This is a genomic window from Williamsia sp. M5A3_1d, assembly GCF_053345315.1.
The window spans coordinates 446,919-463,736 of record NZ_JBKEZX010000004.1 but is presented as its reverse complement, the minus strand read 5'-3'; the positions used below and the strand labels follow the sequence as shown (position 1 = coordinate 463,736).

Genomic DNA, 16,818 nt, shown 5'->3' with positions numbered 1-16,818 from the left:
TCCTCCGATTGCCGCCGCTGCGTCGAGTTTGACCTCACCGAGAGTAGCCGTACCCGCGAGCGGGACCCGGCCACCTCGCCTCCGAGCAGGCGCTATCCGGTGAGTCGGACCACCGACGGCATCGCCCCGCTGGTGCGCAGCGGCGAGATCTTCACGACGCTGCCCGACTGCGGTGCCTCCACCATCTGGTTGTTGCCGAGGTAGAGCGCCACGTGCTGACTGGCGTTGGGGCCGTAGAAGATCATGTCGCCACGCTGCATCTGCGACAGCGGGAACTTGGGCCCCGACGTGTACTGGTAGCCGGTGTAGTGCGGCAGCGAGATCCCGATACCCGCGAACGCGTAGATCATCAGGCCCGAGCAGTCGAAGCCGCTCTTGTTGTAGTCGCCGTAGCTGTCGGCGACACCTCCGTCACGGATGCCCTTGGTGGGACCGTTCGCGTTGCCACCACCCCAGGCGTAGGTGACGCCGAGCTGCGACAGCGCGCGGTTGACCACGATCTCGACGGCAGCCGGTCCGGTGACGCCGGGGGTGATCGACGTCGCCCCTCCGGTCCCGGGCGATGCGGTGGTGCCCTGGTTCGTGCCGTCGAGGTCGGTGTGCGGTCGTTGGATCGACGCGACGACCGAGGCGAGGACCTGTTGCGCGGCGTCGACGGCGAGCTTCGCCGCCGCCTGCGCGGCCACCTGGAACGCCGACTGCGCGGCGGTCGCGATGGCGGACTGCAGGGGATCGGCCGCGGCGGGGACCCGGCCGGGCAGGGGCGCTGCGGCATCCTGTCGACCGGGGACGACCGCGGCGACACCCTCGGGAGTCGGGGCGGCTGCGGGGGTTCCGGCCGGTGCGGGTGCGGCTGCGTTCGGAGCCGGTGCCGCGGCGACGCGTCCACGAATGGCGTTGAGTTGACGCTGTGCCTCGTCGCGGGCGGCGGCCAGTGAGGCCTTCTTCGCCGATTCGGACTTCACCGCCGCCATCGCCTGGGCGATCGCCCCGAGCGCATCGTCCTTGCGCTCTGCGGCGGTCGATGTCGCGAGCGCCGCCTGGCGACGGGTCGCGGTCGCGGTGGCGACGCGGTTGGCCTTCTCGTTGCGGGCGACCTTGAGCTTCTCGATGGTGGCCTGTTGGTCCCGGGTGAGCTGATCGATCACTCCGGCTCGGTCGAGCACGGCGCCCGGATCGGCGGCCGAGAGCACATTGGCGATCGAGGCCTGATTGCTGCCCTGGCGGTACAGATCGCGGACGAAGTCGTCGAAGCGCTTCTGCGCCTGCGCGATCGCACCGTCGGCACGACCGAGGGCGTCCTTCGACCCCGTGACGGCGAGCGTGGCCAGACGCTCCTGGTCGCGGGCGTTCTGGAGGTCGACGAGGGAGCGGTTGACCGACTCGCGTTTCGCCGCCACCGAGTTGTCGAGATCGGCGAGGTGCTGATCGGTGTCGGCGATCTGGTTGATCAGCGACGCGATGCCGGTGGGACCGCGTGGCGCGTCCACCCCGGGGGCGGCGGTCGCCGCGCCGGTTCCCAACAGACCCATCGCCACCAGGGTCGACAGGACGAGGGCCGACAGCAGTCGGATCCTCGATTCGGACAGACCGAACACGTGAGCGGCGGGATCCCGACGATCCCGAGCAGCGTGTGACGGGCGGCGCGGGCTCGACCACACAGAACGTGATCGGCAGCCCGATGCGGAACGTCGCCTCACAGATGACTCCCTCGCAGAACTGACGTGCGGTCGCCGGCCGACGCACCGAGAAGGCGCCGGACTCCAGTCGGAAACACCGATCACGACCGCGAACTTGCGTCACGAAAGATGTCAACTTCCCCATCAACACCATCAATGACAGCTCGAACCGTACGCCACAATCGTCCCGAGTGAAACATGAGTCACAAATTACAATGGGGTGATTACCTGCGGATATGCCGTGAACTGGCGCTCATCACGAAAGCATTCCGGGAATCACAACGGTGTCATTTTCGGACGAGTGAGGGCGAACCCGTCGATCGTGAGGCGCGATACGTGCGAACGGACGAATCAGGCGGTGTCGCGTGGCCGCATCAGACCTCGCGCGTCGACGCCTCCGGGTCCGCGGGTTCGCCGGGCGTCGATGTGGCGGCCGGCGTGGGTGCGGCCTCGGGCGCCGACCGACGACGCTGGAGGACGCGGGCGGCGACGGCTCCGATCGCGACGACCACCACGAGCAGCACGGTCACGATCGTCCACGGCACCTGGGTCTGGTCGGTCATGCGGTCGAGCAGGGTGTCGGCGGCCGCGGTCGGATTCGTCACCGACAGGTTGTCCTGGGCCTGCTCGAGTTGCACCCGGCTGAAGTCGTCCGACGCCGTCCCCAGCGTGTTGGGGCCGAACACCACGACCGTGCCGCCGGTCTTCTCCTGCAGAGCGGTCGCGATGTCGCGGTAGTAGGTGAACTTCGGCTGCGTCTCGGTCAGCACCACGAAGTACATGTCGTGGCCCTCCCCCTTCGCCTTCGCCACGACGTCGACGAGTCCCGGGGTGACCTCGGCCGGGGCGTCGACGTGGTCGTCGGCCAGACCGCGCTCGATGGCGCCCAGGTCGACGTCGTCGGGGACCACCGCGTGCAACCCCGTCACCGTCTGCAGCGGACCTCCCGAGGCCGGACTCGTCTGGTGCCACGGGAGCGAGGTCGGGGCCATGGCGTGTCGTTCCCTTCAGAGCGCAGCGGTCGAGCCCGGAGCAACAGGCTCACATCAACAGGGACAGTACGACACAATCGAGGGGCGCCGGGTCACCCACTCGGTGACACCCGTACCCGCTGTTCACCCGAATGCGCCGAGTTTTCACCGGGATCGACTCAACCAGTACGCGCGTACTGCTAGACTGGCGGCACGCATCGGGGTTCGTGAGACCGGTGCCCCGCATACAGCGTCGGCCAGCCCGCCGGCGGCAAGTCGTCGGCCACGCCCAGCCGACCGAAGCGAGAGTGGAGTGTTCTGTGAGCTCGTCAATTGATTCATTCGGTGCCAAGGGAACGCTGGAGGTCGGTGAGAACTCCTACGAGATCTTCCGGCTGAGCGCGGTCGACGGCGTCGACAAACTCCCCTACGCCCTCAAGGTTCTCGCGGAGAACCTGCTACGTACCGAGGACGGCGCCAACATCACCAAGGACCACATCGAGGCGATCGCCGGATGGGACCCCTCGGCCGACCCGAGCATCGAGATCCAGTTCACCCCGGCGCGCGTGATCATGCAGGACTTCACCGGCGTGCCCTGCATCGTCGACCTCGCGACCATGCGTGAGGCCGTCAAGGAGCTCGGCGGCGACCCCGACAAGGTGAACCCGCTCGCGCCGGCCGAGATGGTGATCGACCACTCGGTCATCATCGAGGCGTTCGGCAACGCGCAGGCCTTCGAGCGCAACGTCGACATCGAGTACCAGCGCAACGAGGAGCGCTACCAGTTCCTCCGTTGGGGCCAGGGCGCATTCGACGACTTCAAGGTCGTCCCCCCGGGCACCGGCATCGTCCACCAGGTCAACATCGAGCACCTCGCGCGCTCGATCATGGTCCGCAACGGCCAGGCCTACCCCGACACCTGTGTCGGCACCGACTCGCACACCACGATGGAGAACGGTCTGGGCGTCCTGGGCTGGGGCGTCGGCGGCATCGAGGCCGAGGCGGCCATGCTCGGTCAGCCGATCTCGATGCTCATCCCCCGCGTCGTCGGCTTCAAGCTCTCGGGCGAGACCAAGCCGGGCGTCACCGCCACCGACGTGGTGCTGACCATCACCGAGATGCTGCGCAAGCACGGCGTCGTGGGCAAGTTCGTCGAGTTCTACGGCAAGGGCGTCGCCGCGGTGCCGCTGGCCAACCGCGCCACCATCGGCAACATGAGCCCGGAGTTCGGCTCGACCTGCGCGATGTTCCCGATCGACGAGGAGACGGTGAAGTACCTGCGTCTCACCGGTCGCAGCGAGGAGCAGCTCGCACTGGTCGAGGCCTACGCCAAGGAGCAGGGCATGTGGCACGACGGCGACAAGGAGCCGGTGTACTCCGAGTACCTCGAGCTGGATCTCGCCGACGTGGTCCCGTCGATCGCCGGACCGAAGCGCCCGCAGGACCGCATCGAGCTGTGGGACGCGAAGAACGCGTTCCGCAAGGACATCCACAACTATGTCGAGAACGGCAACTCGGCCGAGCACACCCAGCTCGACGAGGCCGTCGAGGACACGTTCCCCGCATCGGATCCGGCTGCGCTGTCGTTCGCCGACGACGACGCCGCTCCCCTGCACTCGGCCGCCCGCAACGCACAGGGGCGTCCGTCGAAGCCCGTCACGGTGGAGTCCACCGAGCGCGGCAAGATGATCCTCGACCACGGGATCGTGACCATCGCATCGATCACGAGCTGCACCAACACCTCCAACCCGTCGGTGATGATCGGCGCGGGTCTCCTCGCCCGCAACGCGGTGGAGAAGGGCCTCACCAGCAAGCCGTGGGTGAAGACGTCGATGGCGCCGGGCTCGCAGGTCGTCACCGGGTACTACGAGAAGGCGGGCCTGTGGCCGTACCTGGAGAAGCTCGGCTTCTTCCTCGTCGGCTATGGCTGCACCACCTGCATCGGCAACTCGGGCCCGCTGCCCGAGGAGATCTCGAAGGCGATCAACGACAACGACCTGACCGCCACCGCGGTGCTCTCGGGCAACCGCAACTTCGAGGGCCGCATCAACCCCGACGTTAAGATGAACTACCTCGCGTCGCCTCCCCTGGTCATCGCCTACGCCCTCGCCGGGACGATGGACTTCGACTTCGAGTCCGACCCGCTGGGCCAGGACACCGACGGCAACGACGTCTTCCTGAAGGACATCTGGCCCTCGGGTGAGGAGATCGAGAAGACGATCTCCGAGTCGATCTCGCCGGAGCAGTACGCGGCCGACTACGCCGACGTGTTCAAGGGCGACGAGCGCTGGCGCGGACTGCCCACCCCGGACGGCAAGACGTTCGAGTGGGACGAGAAGTCCACCTACGTGCGCAAGCCCCCGTACTTCGACGGCATGGAGCGTGAGCCGGCCCCGGTCACCGACATCAAGGGCGCGCGCGTGCTCGCGAAGCTGGGTGATTCGGTCACCACCGACCACATCTCCCCCGCCTCGACGATCAAGCCGGGCACCCCTGCGGCGCAGTACCTCGACGCCAACGGGGTCGAGCGCAAGGACTACAACTCGTTGGGCGCCCGTCGCGGCAACCACGAGGTGATGATCCGCTCGACGTTCGGCAACATCCGGTTGCAGAACCAGCTGCTCGACGGGGTCTCGGGTGGGTACACCCGCGACTTCACCCAGGACGACGCCCCGCAGTCGTTCATCTACGACGCCGCGCAGAACTACGCCGCGCAGGGAACCCCGCTCGTCGTGCTCGGTGGCAAGGAGTACGGCACCGGGTCGTCGCGTGACTGGGCCGCCAAGGGCACCAGCCTGCTGGGCGTGAAGGCGGTCATCACCGAGAGCTTCGAGCGCATCCACCGCTCGAACCTCATCGGCATGGGCGTCATCCCGCTGCAGTTCCCCGAGGGTGAGTCGCACGGGTCGCTGAAGCTCGACGGCACCGAGACCTTCGACATCACCGGTATCGAGGAGCTCAACAACGGCGGTGTCCCGTCGACGGTCAAGGTCGTCGCGACCAAGACCGACGGATTGACCGTCGAGTTCGACGCGGTCGTCCGCATCGACACCCCCGGCGAGGCGGACTACTACCGCAACGGCGGCATCCTGCAGTACGTGCTGCGCAACATGATCAAGAACTGACGCGACCGGTTCTCGATGTACGTCCACACCCGGTGGGTTCGGCACACGCCGGAACCACCGGGTGTGTCGTATCTGCCCACGCTTATCCATCTCTCACCGGTTCACCACCGTCGACACAGGGGGTCGTCTCGTGCCGAAGGTCAGTGAGGACCGTCTGGCCGCCCGTCGTCGCGAGATCCTCGCCGGCGCCCGCAGGTGCTTCGCCGAGTACGGCTACGACGGCGCGACGGTCCGGCGGCTGGAGGAGGCGACCGAGCTCTCCCGCGGCGCGATCTTCCACCACTTCCGCGACAAGGAGGCGCTGTTCCTGGCTCTCGCCCACGAGGACGCCGAACGCATGGCCGATGTCGCCGCCGATCAGGGACTCGTGCAGGTGATGCGGGACATGCTCGACCACCCCGAGGAGTTCGACTGGCTCGGAACACGTCTCGAGATCGCGCGCAAACTGCGCACCGACCCGGCGTTCCGGTCGGAATGGCTCGACCGGTCGGCCGACCTGGAGACCGCCACCCTCGCCCGCCTCGAACGCCAGCGCAGCGCGGGCCGTCTGCGTGACGACGTGCCCACCGCGACCATCGTCGCCTACCTCGATCTGGTGCTCGACGGGATGATCACCCGCCTGGCGTCGGGTCGCGACACCGACGACCTCCACGCGGTCCTCGACCTCGTCGAGGAATCGGTGCGTCGGGGCACCGCGGGCTGACGAGCTCACCGGAGGTCGTCGATCGCACCGGCCATTCGTACGGCACGCGATGATGACCTCCGCTAACGTCACGGCCATGATGGCTCAGGAGTATCGATTCGGCCCAGGCATCGCGATCGGCTACGGGGCGACGGCACTCGCTGCGGTCCTCCTGTTCGTCGGGCTGCTCACCGGAACCACCTGGCTGTGGGTGGTGGCCTTCGTGCTGTTCGTGCTCGCCGGCCTGTGGTGGGGCGGGATACGCCGGCAGTTCTTCCCCCACGAGGGTCGGTCGCGCAACCGCTGACCGACGTGCTGTCCGATGTGTAAGTTCACTTACTTCGCCCCGGCGGGGCAGATCGATCGTTACCATCGGGGTCACCGAGTGATCGCTCGGTCGTCCCGAGCGGAAGGCCCTCGATGTTCCCTGGAGTGTTCGCAGCGACCACCCCCGATGCACTGGCGGCGGTCATGCCGTCGACCGGACAGCAGCTGACCTACGCCGAGCTCGACGACCGGTCGACCCGGCTCGCCAACCATCTCCACGGACTCGGCTTACGACGCGGCGACTGCATCGCGCTGGTCTCCGACAACGACCTGCGGGTGTTCGAGGTGTACTGGGCCGCACTGCGTTCCGGTCTCTACATCACACCGGTCAACAATCATCTGACCGCGGCGGAGACCAACTTCATCCTCGGCGACTGCGGTGCACAGGTCCTCTTCGCGTCCGCCGCTTGCGTCGACGCCGTGGCGCAGAGCGCAGATGTGGCCTCGATCGGCCATCGCATCGCGTGGGGCGGCCTCGACGGTTTCGAGAGCTACGACGACGTCCTCGCCGCGGCGTCGCCGACCACACCGACCGATCAGCCCCGCGGACACGACATGCTCTACTCCTCGGGGACCACCGGGCGTCCCAAGGGCATCCGACCGCCGCTCCCCGAGGGGCAGGTCGACGAGGTCCCCGACATCTACACCGCCATCTTCGCTCCCATGTACGGCTTCGACGGCTCCACCGTCTACCTGTCGCCGGCTCCGCTGTATCACGCTGCGCCGCTGCGGTATTGCGGGATGACCCAGTCGGTCGGCGGCACCGTGGTGGTGATGGACCGGTTCGACGCCGAGACGGCGCTGTCGCTGATCGACGAGTACCGCGTGACCCACAGTCAGTGGGTGCCCACCATGTTCGTGCGCATGCTCAAGTTGCCCGCCGACGTGCGCGAGAAATACGACGTCTCGTCGATGAAGGTGGCCATCCACGCCGCCGCGCCGTGCCCGGTGCACATCAAACAGGCCATGATCGCCTGGTGGGGACCGGTGATCGAGGAGTACTACTCCTCCACCGAGGCCGTCGGGGCCACCTTCATCAACAGCGAACAGGCGCTCGCACACCCGGGTTCGGTCGGCAAGCCCCTGCTCGGCGTGATCCACGTGTGCGGCGACGACGGCGCCGACCTGCCCGTCGGCGAGACCGGGACGGTGTACTTCGAACGCGAGGCGCAGGCCTTCGAATACCACAACGACCCCGACAAGACCCGTGCCGCACAGCATCCCGAGCACCCGCTGTGGGCCACCACCGGCGACATCGGTCACGTCGACGACGACGGTTTCCTCTACCTGACCGACCGCAAGGCGTTCATGATCATCTCCGGCGGGGTGAACATCTACCCGCAGGAGGCCGAGAACGTGCTCATCGGCCACCCCTCGGTCTTCGACGTCGCGGTGATCGGTGTGCCGAACGACGAGTTCGGCGAGGAGGTGAAGGCCTGCGTCCAACTCGAGGAGGGCGTCGAACCCTCCGATGCCCTCGCCGAGGAGATGATCGAGTTCACCCGCGCGTCGCTCGCGGCCTACAAGGCGCCACGCACTGTCGACTTCGTCGACGAACTCCCCCGCACGCCCACCGGAAAACTGGTCAAACGGGAGCTGACGGCGCTGTACCGGTAGTGCACCCCGAGGAGGAGCTCAGCTCCACTCCACTCCTCGTGGTCAGGGTCAGGCGAGCTCGATGAGCTCCTGATACTCGTCGGACCAGTGGTCCTCGGTGCCGTCGGGTAGCAGGATGACCCGCTCGGGCTCGAGCGCGGCGGCGGCACCGGGATCGTGCGTCACCAGGACCACGGCCCCGGCGTACGTGCGCAGAGCGTCGAGGACCTGCTCGCGCGAGATGGGGTCGAGGTTGTTGGTGGGCTCGTCGAGCAACAGGACGTTGGCCGCCGACGACACAAGGCCCGCCAGCGCGAGACGGGTCTTCTCACCGCCGGAGAGGGTGCCCGCGGGCTGCTCGAGTTGCGGACCGGTGAACATGAACGCACCGAGGAGGCCGCGCAGATCCTGCTCGCCGGCGTCCGGCGCGGCGTGGCGGATGTTCTCCCATACCGACGCCCGGTCGTCGAGGGTGTCGTGTTCCTGGGCGAAGTAGCCGATCTTCAACCCGAACCCGGGCTCGAGGGTCCCGGTGTCGGGTTTCTCGACGCCGGCCAGCAACCTCAGCAGCGTGGTCTTGCCCGCGCCGTTGAGGCCGAGGATGACCACGCGTGACCCCTTGTCGATGGCGAGGTCGACACCGGTGAAGATCTCCAGCGAGCCGTAGATCTTCGTCAACCCCGACGCCATCAGCGGCGTCTTGCCGCACGCCGCGGGCTCGGGGAAGCGGATCTTCGCGGTCTTGTCCGACACCCGCTCGGCGTCGAGTTCGTTCATCATCTTGTCGGCACGCTTGAGCATGTTCTGCGCGGCGACGGCCTTGGTCGCCTTGGCGCCCATCTTCGCCGCCTGCACCCGCAGCGCGCCGGCCTTCTTCTCGGCGTTGGCGCGTTCACGCTTGCGGCGCTGCTCGTCGGTCGCACGGGCGTCGAGGTACTTCTTCCACGTCATGTTGTAGACGTCGACCTCACTGCGCACCGCGTCGAGGAACCACACCCGGTTGACGACGTCGGCCAGCAGGTCGACATCGTGGCTGATGACCACCAGTCCGCCCTCGTGGTTGTGCAGGAACTGCCGCAGCCACGCGATCGAATCGGCGTCGAGGTGGTTGGTGGGCTCGTCGAGTAGGAGGGTGGTGTTCGATTTCCCGCCGCTGCCGTCGGACGCTGCGAACAGGATGCGCGCCAACTCGATTCGTCGGCGCTGTCCTCCCGAGAGTGTCCGTAGGGGTTGTTCCAGCACGCGGTCGGGCAGGCTCAGGCTGTTGCAGATGCGCGCCGCCTCCGACTCGGCGACGTACCCGCCGAGCGAGGAGAAGCGGTCCTCGAGCTCGCCGTACTTTCGGACCGCCCGGTCGAGTGCGGCCGGGTCGGCGACCTCGGCCATCAACGCCTGCTGCTTCTCCAGATCGCGCAGCAGCGTGTCGAGGCCGCGCGCGGACAGCACCCGGTCCTTGGCCAGCATCGACAGGTCCCCCTCCTTGGGGTCCTGCGGAAGATAGCCGATCTCGCCGATGACGCTGACCGACCCGGCGTAGGGCTCCCCCTCGCCCGCGAGCACACGCAGGGTCGTGGTCTTGCCGGCGCCGTTGCGTCCGACGAGGCCGATGCGGTCGCCGGGCTGGATGCGGATCCCCGGTCCCGGGACGCTGAGGAGAGTGCGCACTCCCGCGCGTACCTCGAGGTCGGTTGCCGTGATCACGTCGACTGACTTTACGCGGGTTTGCGCAGGTCTTTTCCCACCGTCGCCGCGGGTGGGTGCTCACAGGCTCGACTACGGTGGCCGATGTGACCGGATCAACACCTCCCAGCTCCCAGACCGACACCGCGGCGCCCTCCGGTGGGCCTGCGCTCACCGGCAGGTCCGCGCTGGTGACAGGAGCGAGCCGGGGTATCGGCTTGTCGATCGCCGCCGAGCTCGCACGACGCGGCGCGTCGGTCACCATCACCGCCCGTAAGGTCGACGCGCTCGATGCCGCAGCCGAGTCGATACGGGCCGAGGTGCCCGGCGCCACGGTGACCGTCTCGGTCGGCAATTCCGGATCGGCGGACGACCGCGCATCGGCGGTGGCCGCGGCCGCAGCGCACACCGGGACCGTCGACATCCTCGTCAACAACACCGGCATCAACCCTGTGTACGGCGCACTGATGGACGCCGATCTCGACGCCGTCCGCAAGATCTTCGACGTGAACGTCGTCGCGATGCTCGGCTACATCCAGGAGTGCCACCGGGCCGGGATGGGCGAACACGGTGGTGCGATCGTCAACATCGCCAGCACCGCGGGCCTGCGATCGACCGGCGTCATCGCCGCCTACGGCGCGTCGAAGGCCGCGGTGATCAGGCTCACCGAGGAACTCGCCGCCGAACTCGGTCCGGGCATCCGCGTCAACGCCATCGCCCCCAGTGTCGTGAAGACCAGGTTCGCCGAGGCCCTCTACGCCGCCGACGAGGAGGCGGTCGCGTCGCGCTACCCCCTGCGGCGACTCGGCATCCCACAGGATGTGGCGACACTCGCGGCTTTCCTCGTCGGGGACGAGTCGAGCTGGATCACCGGCGAGACGATCCGGATCGACGGAGGCATGTTGGCCGCAGGTGGCTGACACCCAGGGTCGCCGACACGATCTCGCCGTCGTCGGCGCCGGTCCCGCCGGACGCGCCCTCGCCCATCGGGCCGCGAGCGCCGGTCTCGACGTCGCGTTGATCGATCGTGCACCGCACAAGCCGTGGCGGGCGACGTATTCGGCGTGGACCGACGAACTGCCCACCTGGCTCGCCCCGGGTGCGGTCGAGCACGCCGTGCCGTCGATCTCGGTGTACTCCCCTCGCCGACACCGCATCGACCGCGGCTACTCGGTGCTCTCGGAGACCTTCGCCCACACCCTGACGCTCGATCACGTCACCGTGGTGACCGGGACCGCCGTTCGCATCGCCGCCGACCGCGTGGAGCTCGTCGACGGATCCGAGGTGACCGCGGGCACGGTGGTGGACGCCCGCGGCGCGATGTCGACCACGGGGCCCGCACAGACCGCCTACGGTGTGTTCCTGCCCGCCGCCGCGGCCGCACCGCTGCTCGACGGAGAACACGCGGTGTTGATGGACTGGCGGTCGGAGAACGGTTGGGCCGGTGAGCAACCCAGCTTCCTCTACGTCGTGCCGGTCTCGGCCGGTCGAGTCCTGGTGGAGGAGACCTGCCTGGCCGGCGACCCGGCGATCGGGGTCGGCGAACTACGTTCGCGGCTGCACCGCCGACTGGCCGACTCCGGTGTCGACGTCGCCGCACACGAGACCGACGACTCCATCGAGCGCGTGCATTTCGCCCTCACCGCGGGCGGGCCACGACCGTGGGAACACCGTCCCGCCACCCACGGTGCGGCGGGCGGGCTGATGCATCCCGCGACGGGCTACAGCGTCGCGACGTCCCTGCGGTGGACCGACACGGTCGTCGAGGCGCTGGTGAGCGGCCGTGAGGTGAGTCGGGCGCTGTGGCCCACCGGTGCACGTGGCGTACACGCCCTGCGCCGCAGGGGTCTGAACTCGCTGCTGCAACTCGACGGTCCCTCGACGGTCGCGTTCTTCGACGCGTTCTTCGCGATGCCCCCCGAGCGCCAGCACGCCTATCTCAGCGGGCGCGACGACATGTCCGGGGTGATGGCGGCGATGATGACCATGGCGTGGTTCGCGCGCCCGCGACTGGGGCTGCGTGTCGCGCGGGGGGCCACCGCACTCCCCCGATGGTGACTAGTCGTCGGTGGCGGTGTCATCGACTGCGGATGCCCGCTCGGCGTCGAGGAGCCTGCTGAGAAGGGTTGCGAGGTGGGCGAGTTCGTCGTCGGACAGTGTCGACACCGAGGCGGGTGGACGCGAGAGAACCGTGTCTGCTGTCGCGATGGCGTGCCATCCGGTGTCGGTGAGGGTGACGAGTTTCCGACGTCTGTCGTCGGGATGCGGGCGTCGCTCGACGAGTCCGTGGCGCTCCAATTTGTCGACGATCAGCGTCGTATAGGGGGCGTCGACGTTGTTCGCCTCGGCGAGTTCACGCAGCGTCATGGGTCGCTCGCGCAGACTGAACAGCACCTTGCCGCGGCCACCCCCGAGCCGGAAGCCGAGCGCGTCGGCGAGTTCGGCACGACGGTTCTGCGCCTCGACGTAGCTGTACATCAGCGACCACACCCGCGCGCCGCCGACGATGTCGTCGTTCACCACGGAACGGTCCGGCCCAGGTAGTCGACGTAACGCAGGCCGGGCGTCCCGGCGAGGGCATCGATGGTCTGCGCGACGTTGGGGATGCTGTCGGCGATCGTCAGCCTGGCGTCGCTGCCGCCGAGGTCGGTCTGCACCCACCCCGGGGCCATCAAGACCAGTGATCGTTTGTCGTCGACGTTGCGGGCCGCATAGCTGCGCATGAACGTGTTCAACGCGGCCTTGCTGCCGCGATACACCTCGTGGCCGCCGTTGACGTTGTTCGCGACACTCCCCTGCCCCGAAGACATGATCCCGATGGTCCCGTCGGGTTCCACCAGGTCGGCCAGTGTCTCCACGACGCGCAATGGACTCAGTGCGTTCGTGATCATCACGCGCGCGAACTCCTCGTCGGTCGTCTCGGCGACCGTCCCCTCGGGGGAGTTCGTGACGCCCGCATTGATGAAGACGAGGTCGAACGTCCGTCCCCCGAGCCGATCGTGCAGTGCGCGGATCTCATCGGGCGCGGTGATGTCGACGGTCTCGATCTCGATCGCCCGGTCGTCGCGGCCGGCGAGGTCGTGCAACGGGGTACGACCCCCACCGCGCACGGTGGCGACCACCTGCCTGCCGAGTCGGGACCATTCGTCGGCCAGTGCCAGACCCAGGCCGCGTGATGCTCCTATCACCAGGATGCGATCGAGGGTGCGACCACCGGCACGTGCGCGCAAATTCGTTGTAGTCACAGCAATCATTGTTATCACTACAACTAACTGTCCGCCACCGGGACATCTACCGCGTCAACGCTCGCCACCGCGTCACCATCTCGTCGACATCGATGGTGGCCACCACGATCCGTGACGCCGGGCCCAGTGACGGCGCCAGCCGCTCCCGCTTCACGCGGCGGTTGAAGTCGGTGAGGATGCTGCGGACGGCGTCCTCGCTGTGGATGTCGCGCAACGACTCCGGGTACTGCTCGCGTTCGCGCCGCAACTGCAGGGTGGGGGGCAGCAGCGCAGAGGAGTCCAGCCCCTCGTCGCGGATCTTCTTCTTCACCCACCAGTCGGGGTCGTCCAGACCGCCCAGATCCAGCGGCTGTCCCAGTCCGGGCAGGTCGTCGAAGTCGCCTCGTTCCGAGGCCTCGCGTATCAGACGGTCGACACGTGATTCCGCCACCGGTGGGCGGTGCCACCGCCGACGTCTGCGCGCCCGCCGCTCGTCGAGGCCCGACGTCGCATCCGCGTCCGGGGCCTCGTGGGGGCCGGTCGGCCGCTCGAGACCGGTGTGAGGATCCAACGCCGATCGTGGAGGGTCAGACGGTGAAGCCGAGCGCCCGCAACTGCTCGCGACCGTCGTCGGTGATCTTGTCCGGTCCCCACGGCGGCAGCCACACCCAGTTGATCTCCAACTCGGTGCACAGGCCGCTGCTGACGACCGCGGCGCGCGACTGGTCCTCGATCACGTCGGTGAGGGGGCATGCCGCCGAGGTGAGGGTCATGTCGATCTTGGCCTTCGCGTCGGCGTCGACGTCGATGCCGTAGACCAGGCCCAGATCGACGACGTTGATACCGAGTTCGGGGTCGACCACGTCGCGCATGGCCTCCTCGACGTCGTCGATGCTCGGCAGCGAGGTGGTCACCTCGGCGGGGGTCTGGGTGTCACTCATGTCAGTTCCTTTCTGCGGACTGCCGGGCAAGCGTTTGCGCGAGTGCATCTTTGAAAGCCATCCAGCCGAGCAGCGCGCACTTCACTCGCGCGGGGTATTTGCTCACACCGGCGAAGGCTATGCCGTCACCGATCACGTCCTCGTCGCCGTCGGACTTGCCTCGTGAGGTCATCATGTCGTTGAACGATGCGACGGTGTCGAGCGCCTCGTCGACGCTCATGCCGACCACCTGGTCGTAGAGCACCGATGTCGCGGCCTGCGAGATGGAGCATCCCTGCCCGTCGTAGGAGATGTCGGCGACGGTTGCGGTGTCGTCGGACAGCGAGACCCGCAGCGTGATCTCGTCGCCACACGTGGGGTTCACGTGGTGCACCTCGGTGCCGAACGGCTCGCGTAGGCCGCGGCCGTGCGGGTGCTTGTAGTGGTCCAGGATCACCTCCTGGTACATCTGTTCCATTCTCATGCCGACGCCTCCACCCCGAAGAATCGCCGGGCGGTCACGATCGCTTCCGCGAGTGCATCGACCTCGGTGAGGGTGTTGTAGGCCGCGAACGAGGCGCGCGCCGTCGCGGCCACACCGAAACGCTTGTGCAGCGGCCATGCGCAGTGATGACCGACCCGGATCGCGACACCTTCGTCGTCGAGAACCTGTCCGAGGTCGTGGGCGTGGATGCCGTCGACCACGAACGCCACCGCTCCTCCACGTCGGTCCATCGTGGTCGGGCCGATGACGCGGACGCCGTCGAGCGACGCGAGCCGATCGAGGGTGTGCTTGACGAGCAGATGCTCGTGCGCGGCGATCGCACCCATGCCGATCGTCTGCAGGTAGCGGACGGCAGCGCCGAGTCCGACGACCTGCGAGGTCATCGGCACGCCGGCCTCGAAACGCTGGGGCGGGGCGGCGTAGGTCGACACCTTCATCGACACCGTCTCGATCATCGAACCGCCGGTGATGAACGGCGGGAGCTGTTCCAGCAGAGACGCTTTGCCGTACAGCACGCCGACCCCCGACGGGCCGAACATCTTGTGTCCGGAGAAGGCGGCGAAATCGACGTCGGAGGCAGCGAAATCCACCGGCATGTGCGGCACCGACTGGCAGGCGTCGAGCACGACGAGCGCACCGACGGCACGTGCCCGTCGGACCATCTCGTCGACGTCGGCGACGGCGCCGGTCACGTTGGACTGATGGGTGAACGCCAGCACCTTCACCGAGGCGTCGAGGTCGAGCGAATCCAGATCGATGCGACCGTCTTCGGTCACGCCGTACCACCGCAGGGTGGCACCGGTCCGCCGACAGAGTTCCTGCCACGGAACGAGATTGGCGTGGTGTTCGAGTTCGGTGACGACGATCGTGTCGCCCGGCCCGAGCGGCTTGCCACCGAAGACCGCACCCGAACGGTCGTCGCCGAGTGTGTGGGCGACGAGGTTGATCGACTCGGTCGCGTTCTTCGTGAACACGATCTCGTCGACCTGCGCACCCACGAACTCGGCGATGATCGCGCGGGCGTCCTCGTAGGCGTCGGTGGCCTCCTCGGCGAGCTGATGAGCGCCGCGATGCACCGCGGCGTTGCACGTCACCAGGAAGTCGCGTTCGGCGTCGAGCACCTGCACCGGCCGCTGCGATGTCGCACCGGAATCGAGGTACACCAGCGGCTTCGAATCACGGACGGTCCGTCCGAGGATCGGGAAGTCCGCGCGCAGTGCCGCCACGTCGAGTGGGGTGGAGCGGGTGTCGGTCGAGACCGTGCTCGTCACGTCGATGACCTCCGTGGGTTCGCGGTGGATCAGGCCTGCGCGGGTGCGGAGGCGAACTTCACGTAGCCGTTCTCCTCGAGCTCGTCGGCCAGCTCGGGTCCGCCGGACTCGACGACCTTGCCCGCGACGAACACGTGGACGAACTCGGGCTTGATGTACCGCAGGATGCGTGTGTAGTGGGTGATCAGCAGCACGCCACCGTTCTCGCGCTCGCGGTAGTTGTTGACGCCGGCCGACACCACGCGCAGCGCATCGACGTCGAGACCGGAGTCGGTCTCGTCGAGGATCGCGATCTTGGGCTTCAGCATGCCCAGCTGCAGGATCTCGTGGCGCTTCTTCTCGCCACCGGAGAACCCCTCGTTGACCGACCGCTCGATGAACGACGGATCGATCTCGAGTTCGCCGAGCGACTCCTTGACCTCTTTGACCCAGTGCCGCAGCTTGGGCGCCTCGCCGCGTACCGCGGTCGCCGCGGTACGCAGGAAGTTCGACATCGAGACACCGGGCACCTCGACCGGGTACTGCATGGCGAGGAACAGCCCTGCCCGGGCGCGCTCGTCGACCGTCATGGCCAGCACGTCCTCGCCGTCGAGGGTGATCGATCCCTGGGTCACCTCGTACTTGGGATGGCCGGCGATCGCGTAGGACAGCGTCGACTTACCCGATCCGTTGGGGCCCATGATCGCGTGGGTCTGGCCCGACGAGATCGTGAGATCGACACCCTTGAGGATGTGGATGGATTCGGCGTCGGAGTCGTTGGATGCGACATCGACGTGCAGGTCGCGGATTTCGAGTGTTGCCACGGTGATCAGGTTCCTCTGGGTGATGTGGTGATGAG

16 protein-coding genes are annotated in these 16,818 nt (G+C 67.7%); 6 read left to right on the top strand and 10 right to left on the bottom strand.

Going from position 1 to position 16,818, the window contains the following annotated elements; translation table 11 throughout:
• Positions 1-92: 92 nt before the first annotated feature.
• Entirely contained in the window at positions 93-1,532 is a 1,440-nt protein-coding gene (locus ACLBW1_RS19060; protein ID WP_447813627.1) for an NlpC/P60 family protein, read from the bottom strand.
• A 521-nt stretch (positions 1,533-2,053) separates the two neighbouring features.
• Positions 2,054-2,671 carry an Rv1476 family membrane protein gene (locus tag ACLBW1_RS19055; protein ID WP_447813354.1) on the bottom strand — a complete coding sequence of 206 codons (618 nt, stop codon included), beginning with the start codon at positions 2,669-2,671 and terminating at the stop codon, positions 2,054-2,056.
• A gap of 299 nt (positions 2,672-2,970) precedes the next feature.
• Between ACLBW1_RS19055 and acnA the strand changes: the two genes are divergently transcribed.
• The 4 genes from acnA (at position 2,971) to ACLBW1_RS19035 (ending at position 8,401) form a co-directional block, all read left to right on the top strand.
• Positions 2,971-5,775, top strand: coding sequence for an aconitate hydratase AcnA (gene acnA / locus ACLBW1_RS19050; protein ID WP_447813353.1), 2,805 nt, complete (start codon positions 2,971-2,973; stop codon positions 5,773-5,775).
• 130 nt (positions 5,776-5,905) lie between these two features.
• Entirely contained in the window at positions 5,906-6,478 is a 573-nt protein-coding gene (locus tag ACLBW1_RS19045) for a TetR/AcrR family transcriptional regulator (RefSeq protein ID WP_447813352.1), read from the top strand.
• 76 nt (positions 6,479-6,554) lie between these two features.
• Positions 6,555-6,764 carry a hypothetical protein gene (locus tag ACLBW1_RS19040; protein WP_447813351.1) on the top strand — a complete coding sequence of 70 codons (210 nt, stop codon included), beginning with the start codon at positions 6,555-6,557 and terminating at the stop codon, positions 6,762-6,764.
• Positions 6,765-6,877: 113 nt separating this feature from the next.
• Positions 6,878-8,401, top strand: coding sequence for an acyl-CoA synthetase (locus ACLBW1_RS19035; protein WP_447813350.1), 1,524 nt, complete (start codon positions 6,878-6,880; stop codon positions 8,399-8,401).
• A 48-nt stretch (positions 8,402-8,449) separates the two neighbouring features.
• On the opposite strand, the gene ACLBW1_RS19030 is transcribed toward ACLBW1_RS19035, so the two are convergent.
• Entirely contained in the window at positions 8,450-10,081 is a 1,632-nt protein-coding gene (locus tag ACLBW1_RS19030) for an ATP-binding cassette domain-containing protein (protein ID WP_434217767.1), read from the bottom strand.
• 86 nt (positions 10,082-10,167) lie between these two features.
• On the opposite strand from ACLBW1_RS19030, the gene ACLBW1_RS19025 reads away from it, so the two are divergent.
• A complete protein-coding gene (locus ACLBW1_RS19025; RefSeq protein ID WP_447813349.1) occupies positions 10,168-10,980 on the top strand; it encodes an SDR family oxidoreductase in 813 nt (270 codons plus the stop codon).
• Positions 10,973-12,118 (top strand): lycopene cyclase family protein, encoded by a 1,146-nt coding sequence (locus tag ACLBW1_RS19020; RefSeq protein WP_447813348.1) that lies wholly within the window; start codon positions 10,973-10,975, stop codon positions 12,116-12,118. The genes ACLBW1_RS19025 and ACLBW1_RS19020 overlap by 8 nt, the downstream gene beginning before the upstream one ends.
• On the opposite strand, the gene ACLBW1_RS19015 is transcribed toward ACLBW1_RS19020, so the two are convergent.
• The 7 genes from ACLBW1_RS19015 to sufC all read right to left on the bottom strand — a co-directional run bounded on the left by ACLBW1_RS19015 (position 12,119) and on the right by sufC (position 16,783).
• The gene (locus ACLBW1_RS19015; RefSeq protein WP_447813347.1) at positions 12,119-12,580 is read right to left on the bottom strand and encodes a MarR family winged helix-turn-helix transcriptional regulator; all 462 of its coding nucleotides are present in this window, start codon (positions 12,578-12,580) and stop codon (positions 12,119-12,121) included.
• Positions 12,577-13,305 carry an SDR family NAD(P)-dependent oxidoreductase gene (locus tag ACLBW1_RS19010; RefSeq protein ID WP_447813346.1) on the bottom strand — a complete coding sequence of 243 codons (729 nt, stop codon included), beginning with the start codon at positions 13,303-13,305 and terminating at the stop codon, positions 12,577-12,579. Before ACLBW1_RS19010 ends, ACLBW1_RS19015 begins: the two co-directional genes overlap by 4 nt.
• A 46-nt stretch (positions 13,306-13,351) precedes the next feature.
• Positions 13,352-13,735, bottom strand: a complete 384-nt coding sequence (locus ACLBW1_RS19005; RefSeq protein WP_447813345.1) for a DnaJ family domain-containing protein — start codon at positions 13,733-13,735, stop codon at positions 13,352-13,354.
• Between the two features lie 136 nt (positions 13,736-13,871).
• Complete coding sequence (locus ACLBW1_RS19000) at positions 13,872-14,225, bottom strand: metal-sulfur cluster assembly factor (RefSeq protein WP_447813344.1); 354 nt, start codon at positions 14,223-14,225, stop codon at positions 13,872-13,874.
• A gap of 1 nt (position 14,226) precedes the next feature.
• The gene (gene sufU, locus ACLBW1_RS18995; protein WP_447813343.1) at positions 14,227-14,688 is read right to left on the bottom strand and encodes a Fe-S cluster assembly sulfur transfer protein SufU; all 462 of its coding nucleotides are present in this window, start codon (positions 14,686-14,688) and stop codon (positions 14,227-14,229) included.
• Positions 14,685-15,980, bottom strand: a complete 1,296-nt coding sequence (locus tag ACLBW1_RS18990; RefSeq protein WP_447813342.1) for a SufS family cysteine desulfurase — start codon at positions 15,978-15,980, stop codon at positions 14,685-14,687. Before ACLBW1_RS18990 ends, sufU begins: the two co-directional genes overlap by 4 nt.
• A gap of 29 nt (positions 15,981-16,009) precedes the next feature.
• Positions 16,010-16,783 carry a Fe-S cluster assembly ATPase SufC gene (gene sufC, locus ACLBW1_RS18985; protein WP_447813341.1) on the bottom strand — a complete coding sequence of 258 codons (774 nt, stop codon included), beginning with the start codon at positions 16,781-16,783 and terminating at the stop codon, positions 16,010-16,012.
• Positions 16,784-16,818: the final 35 nt, after the last annotated feature.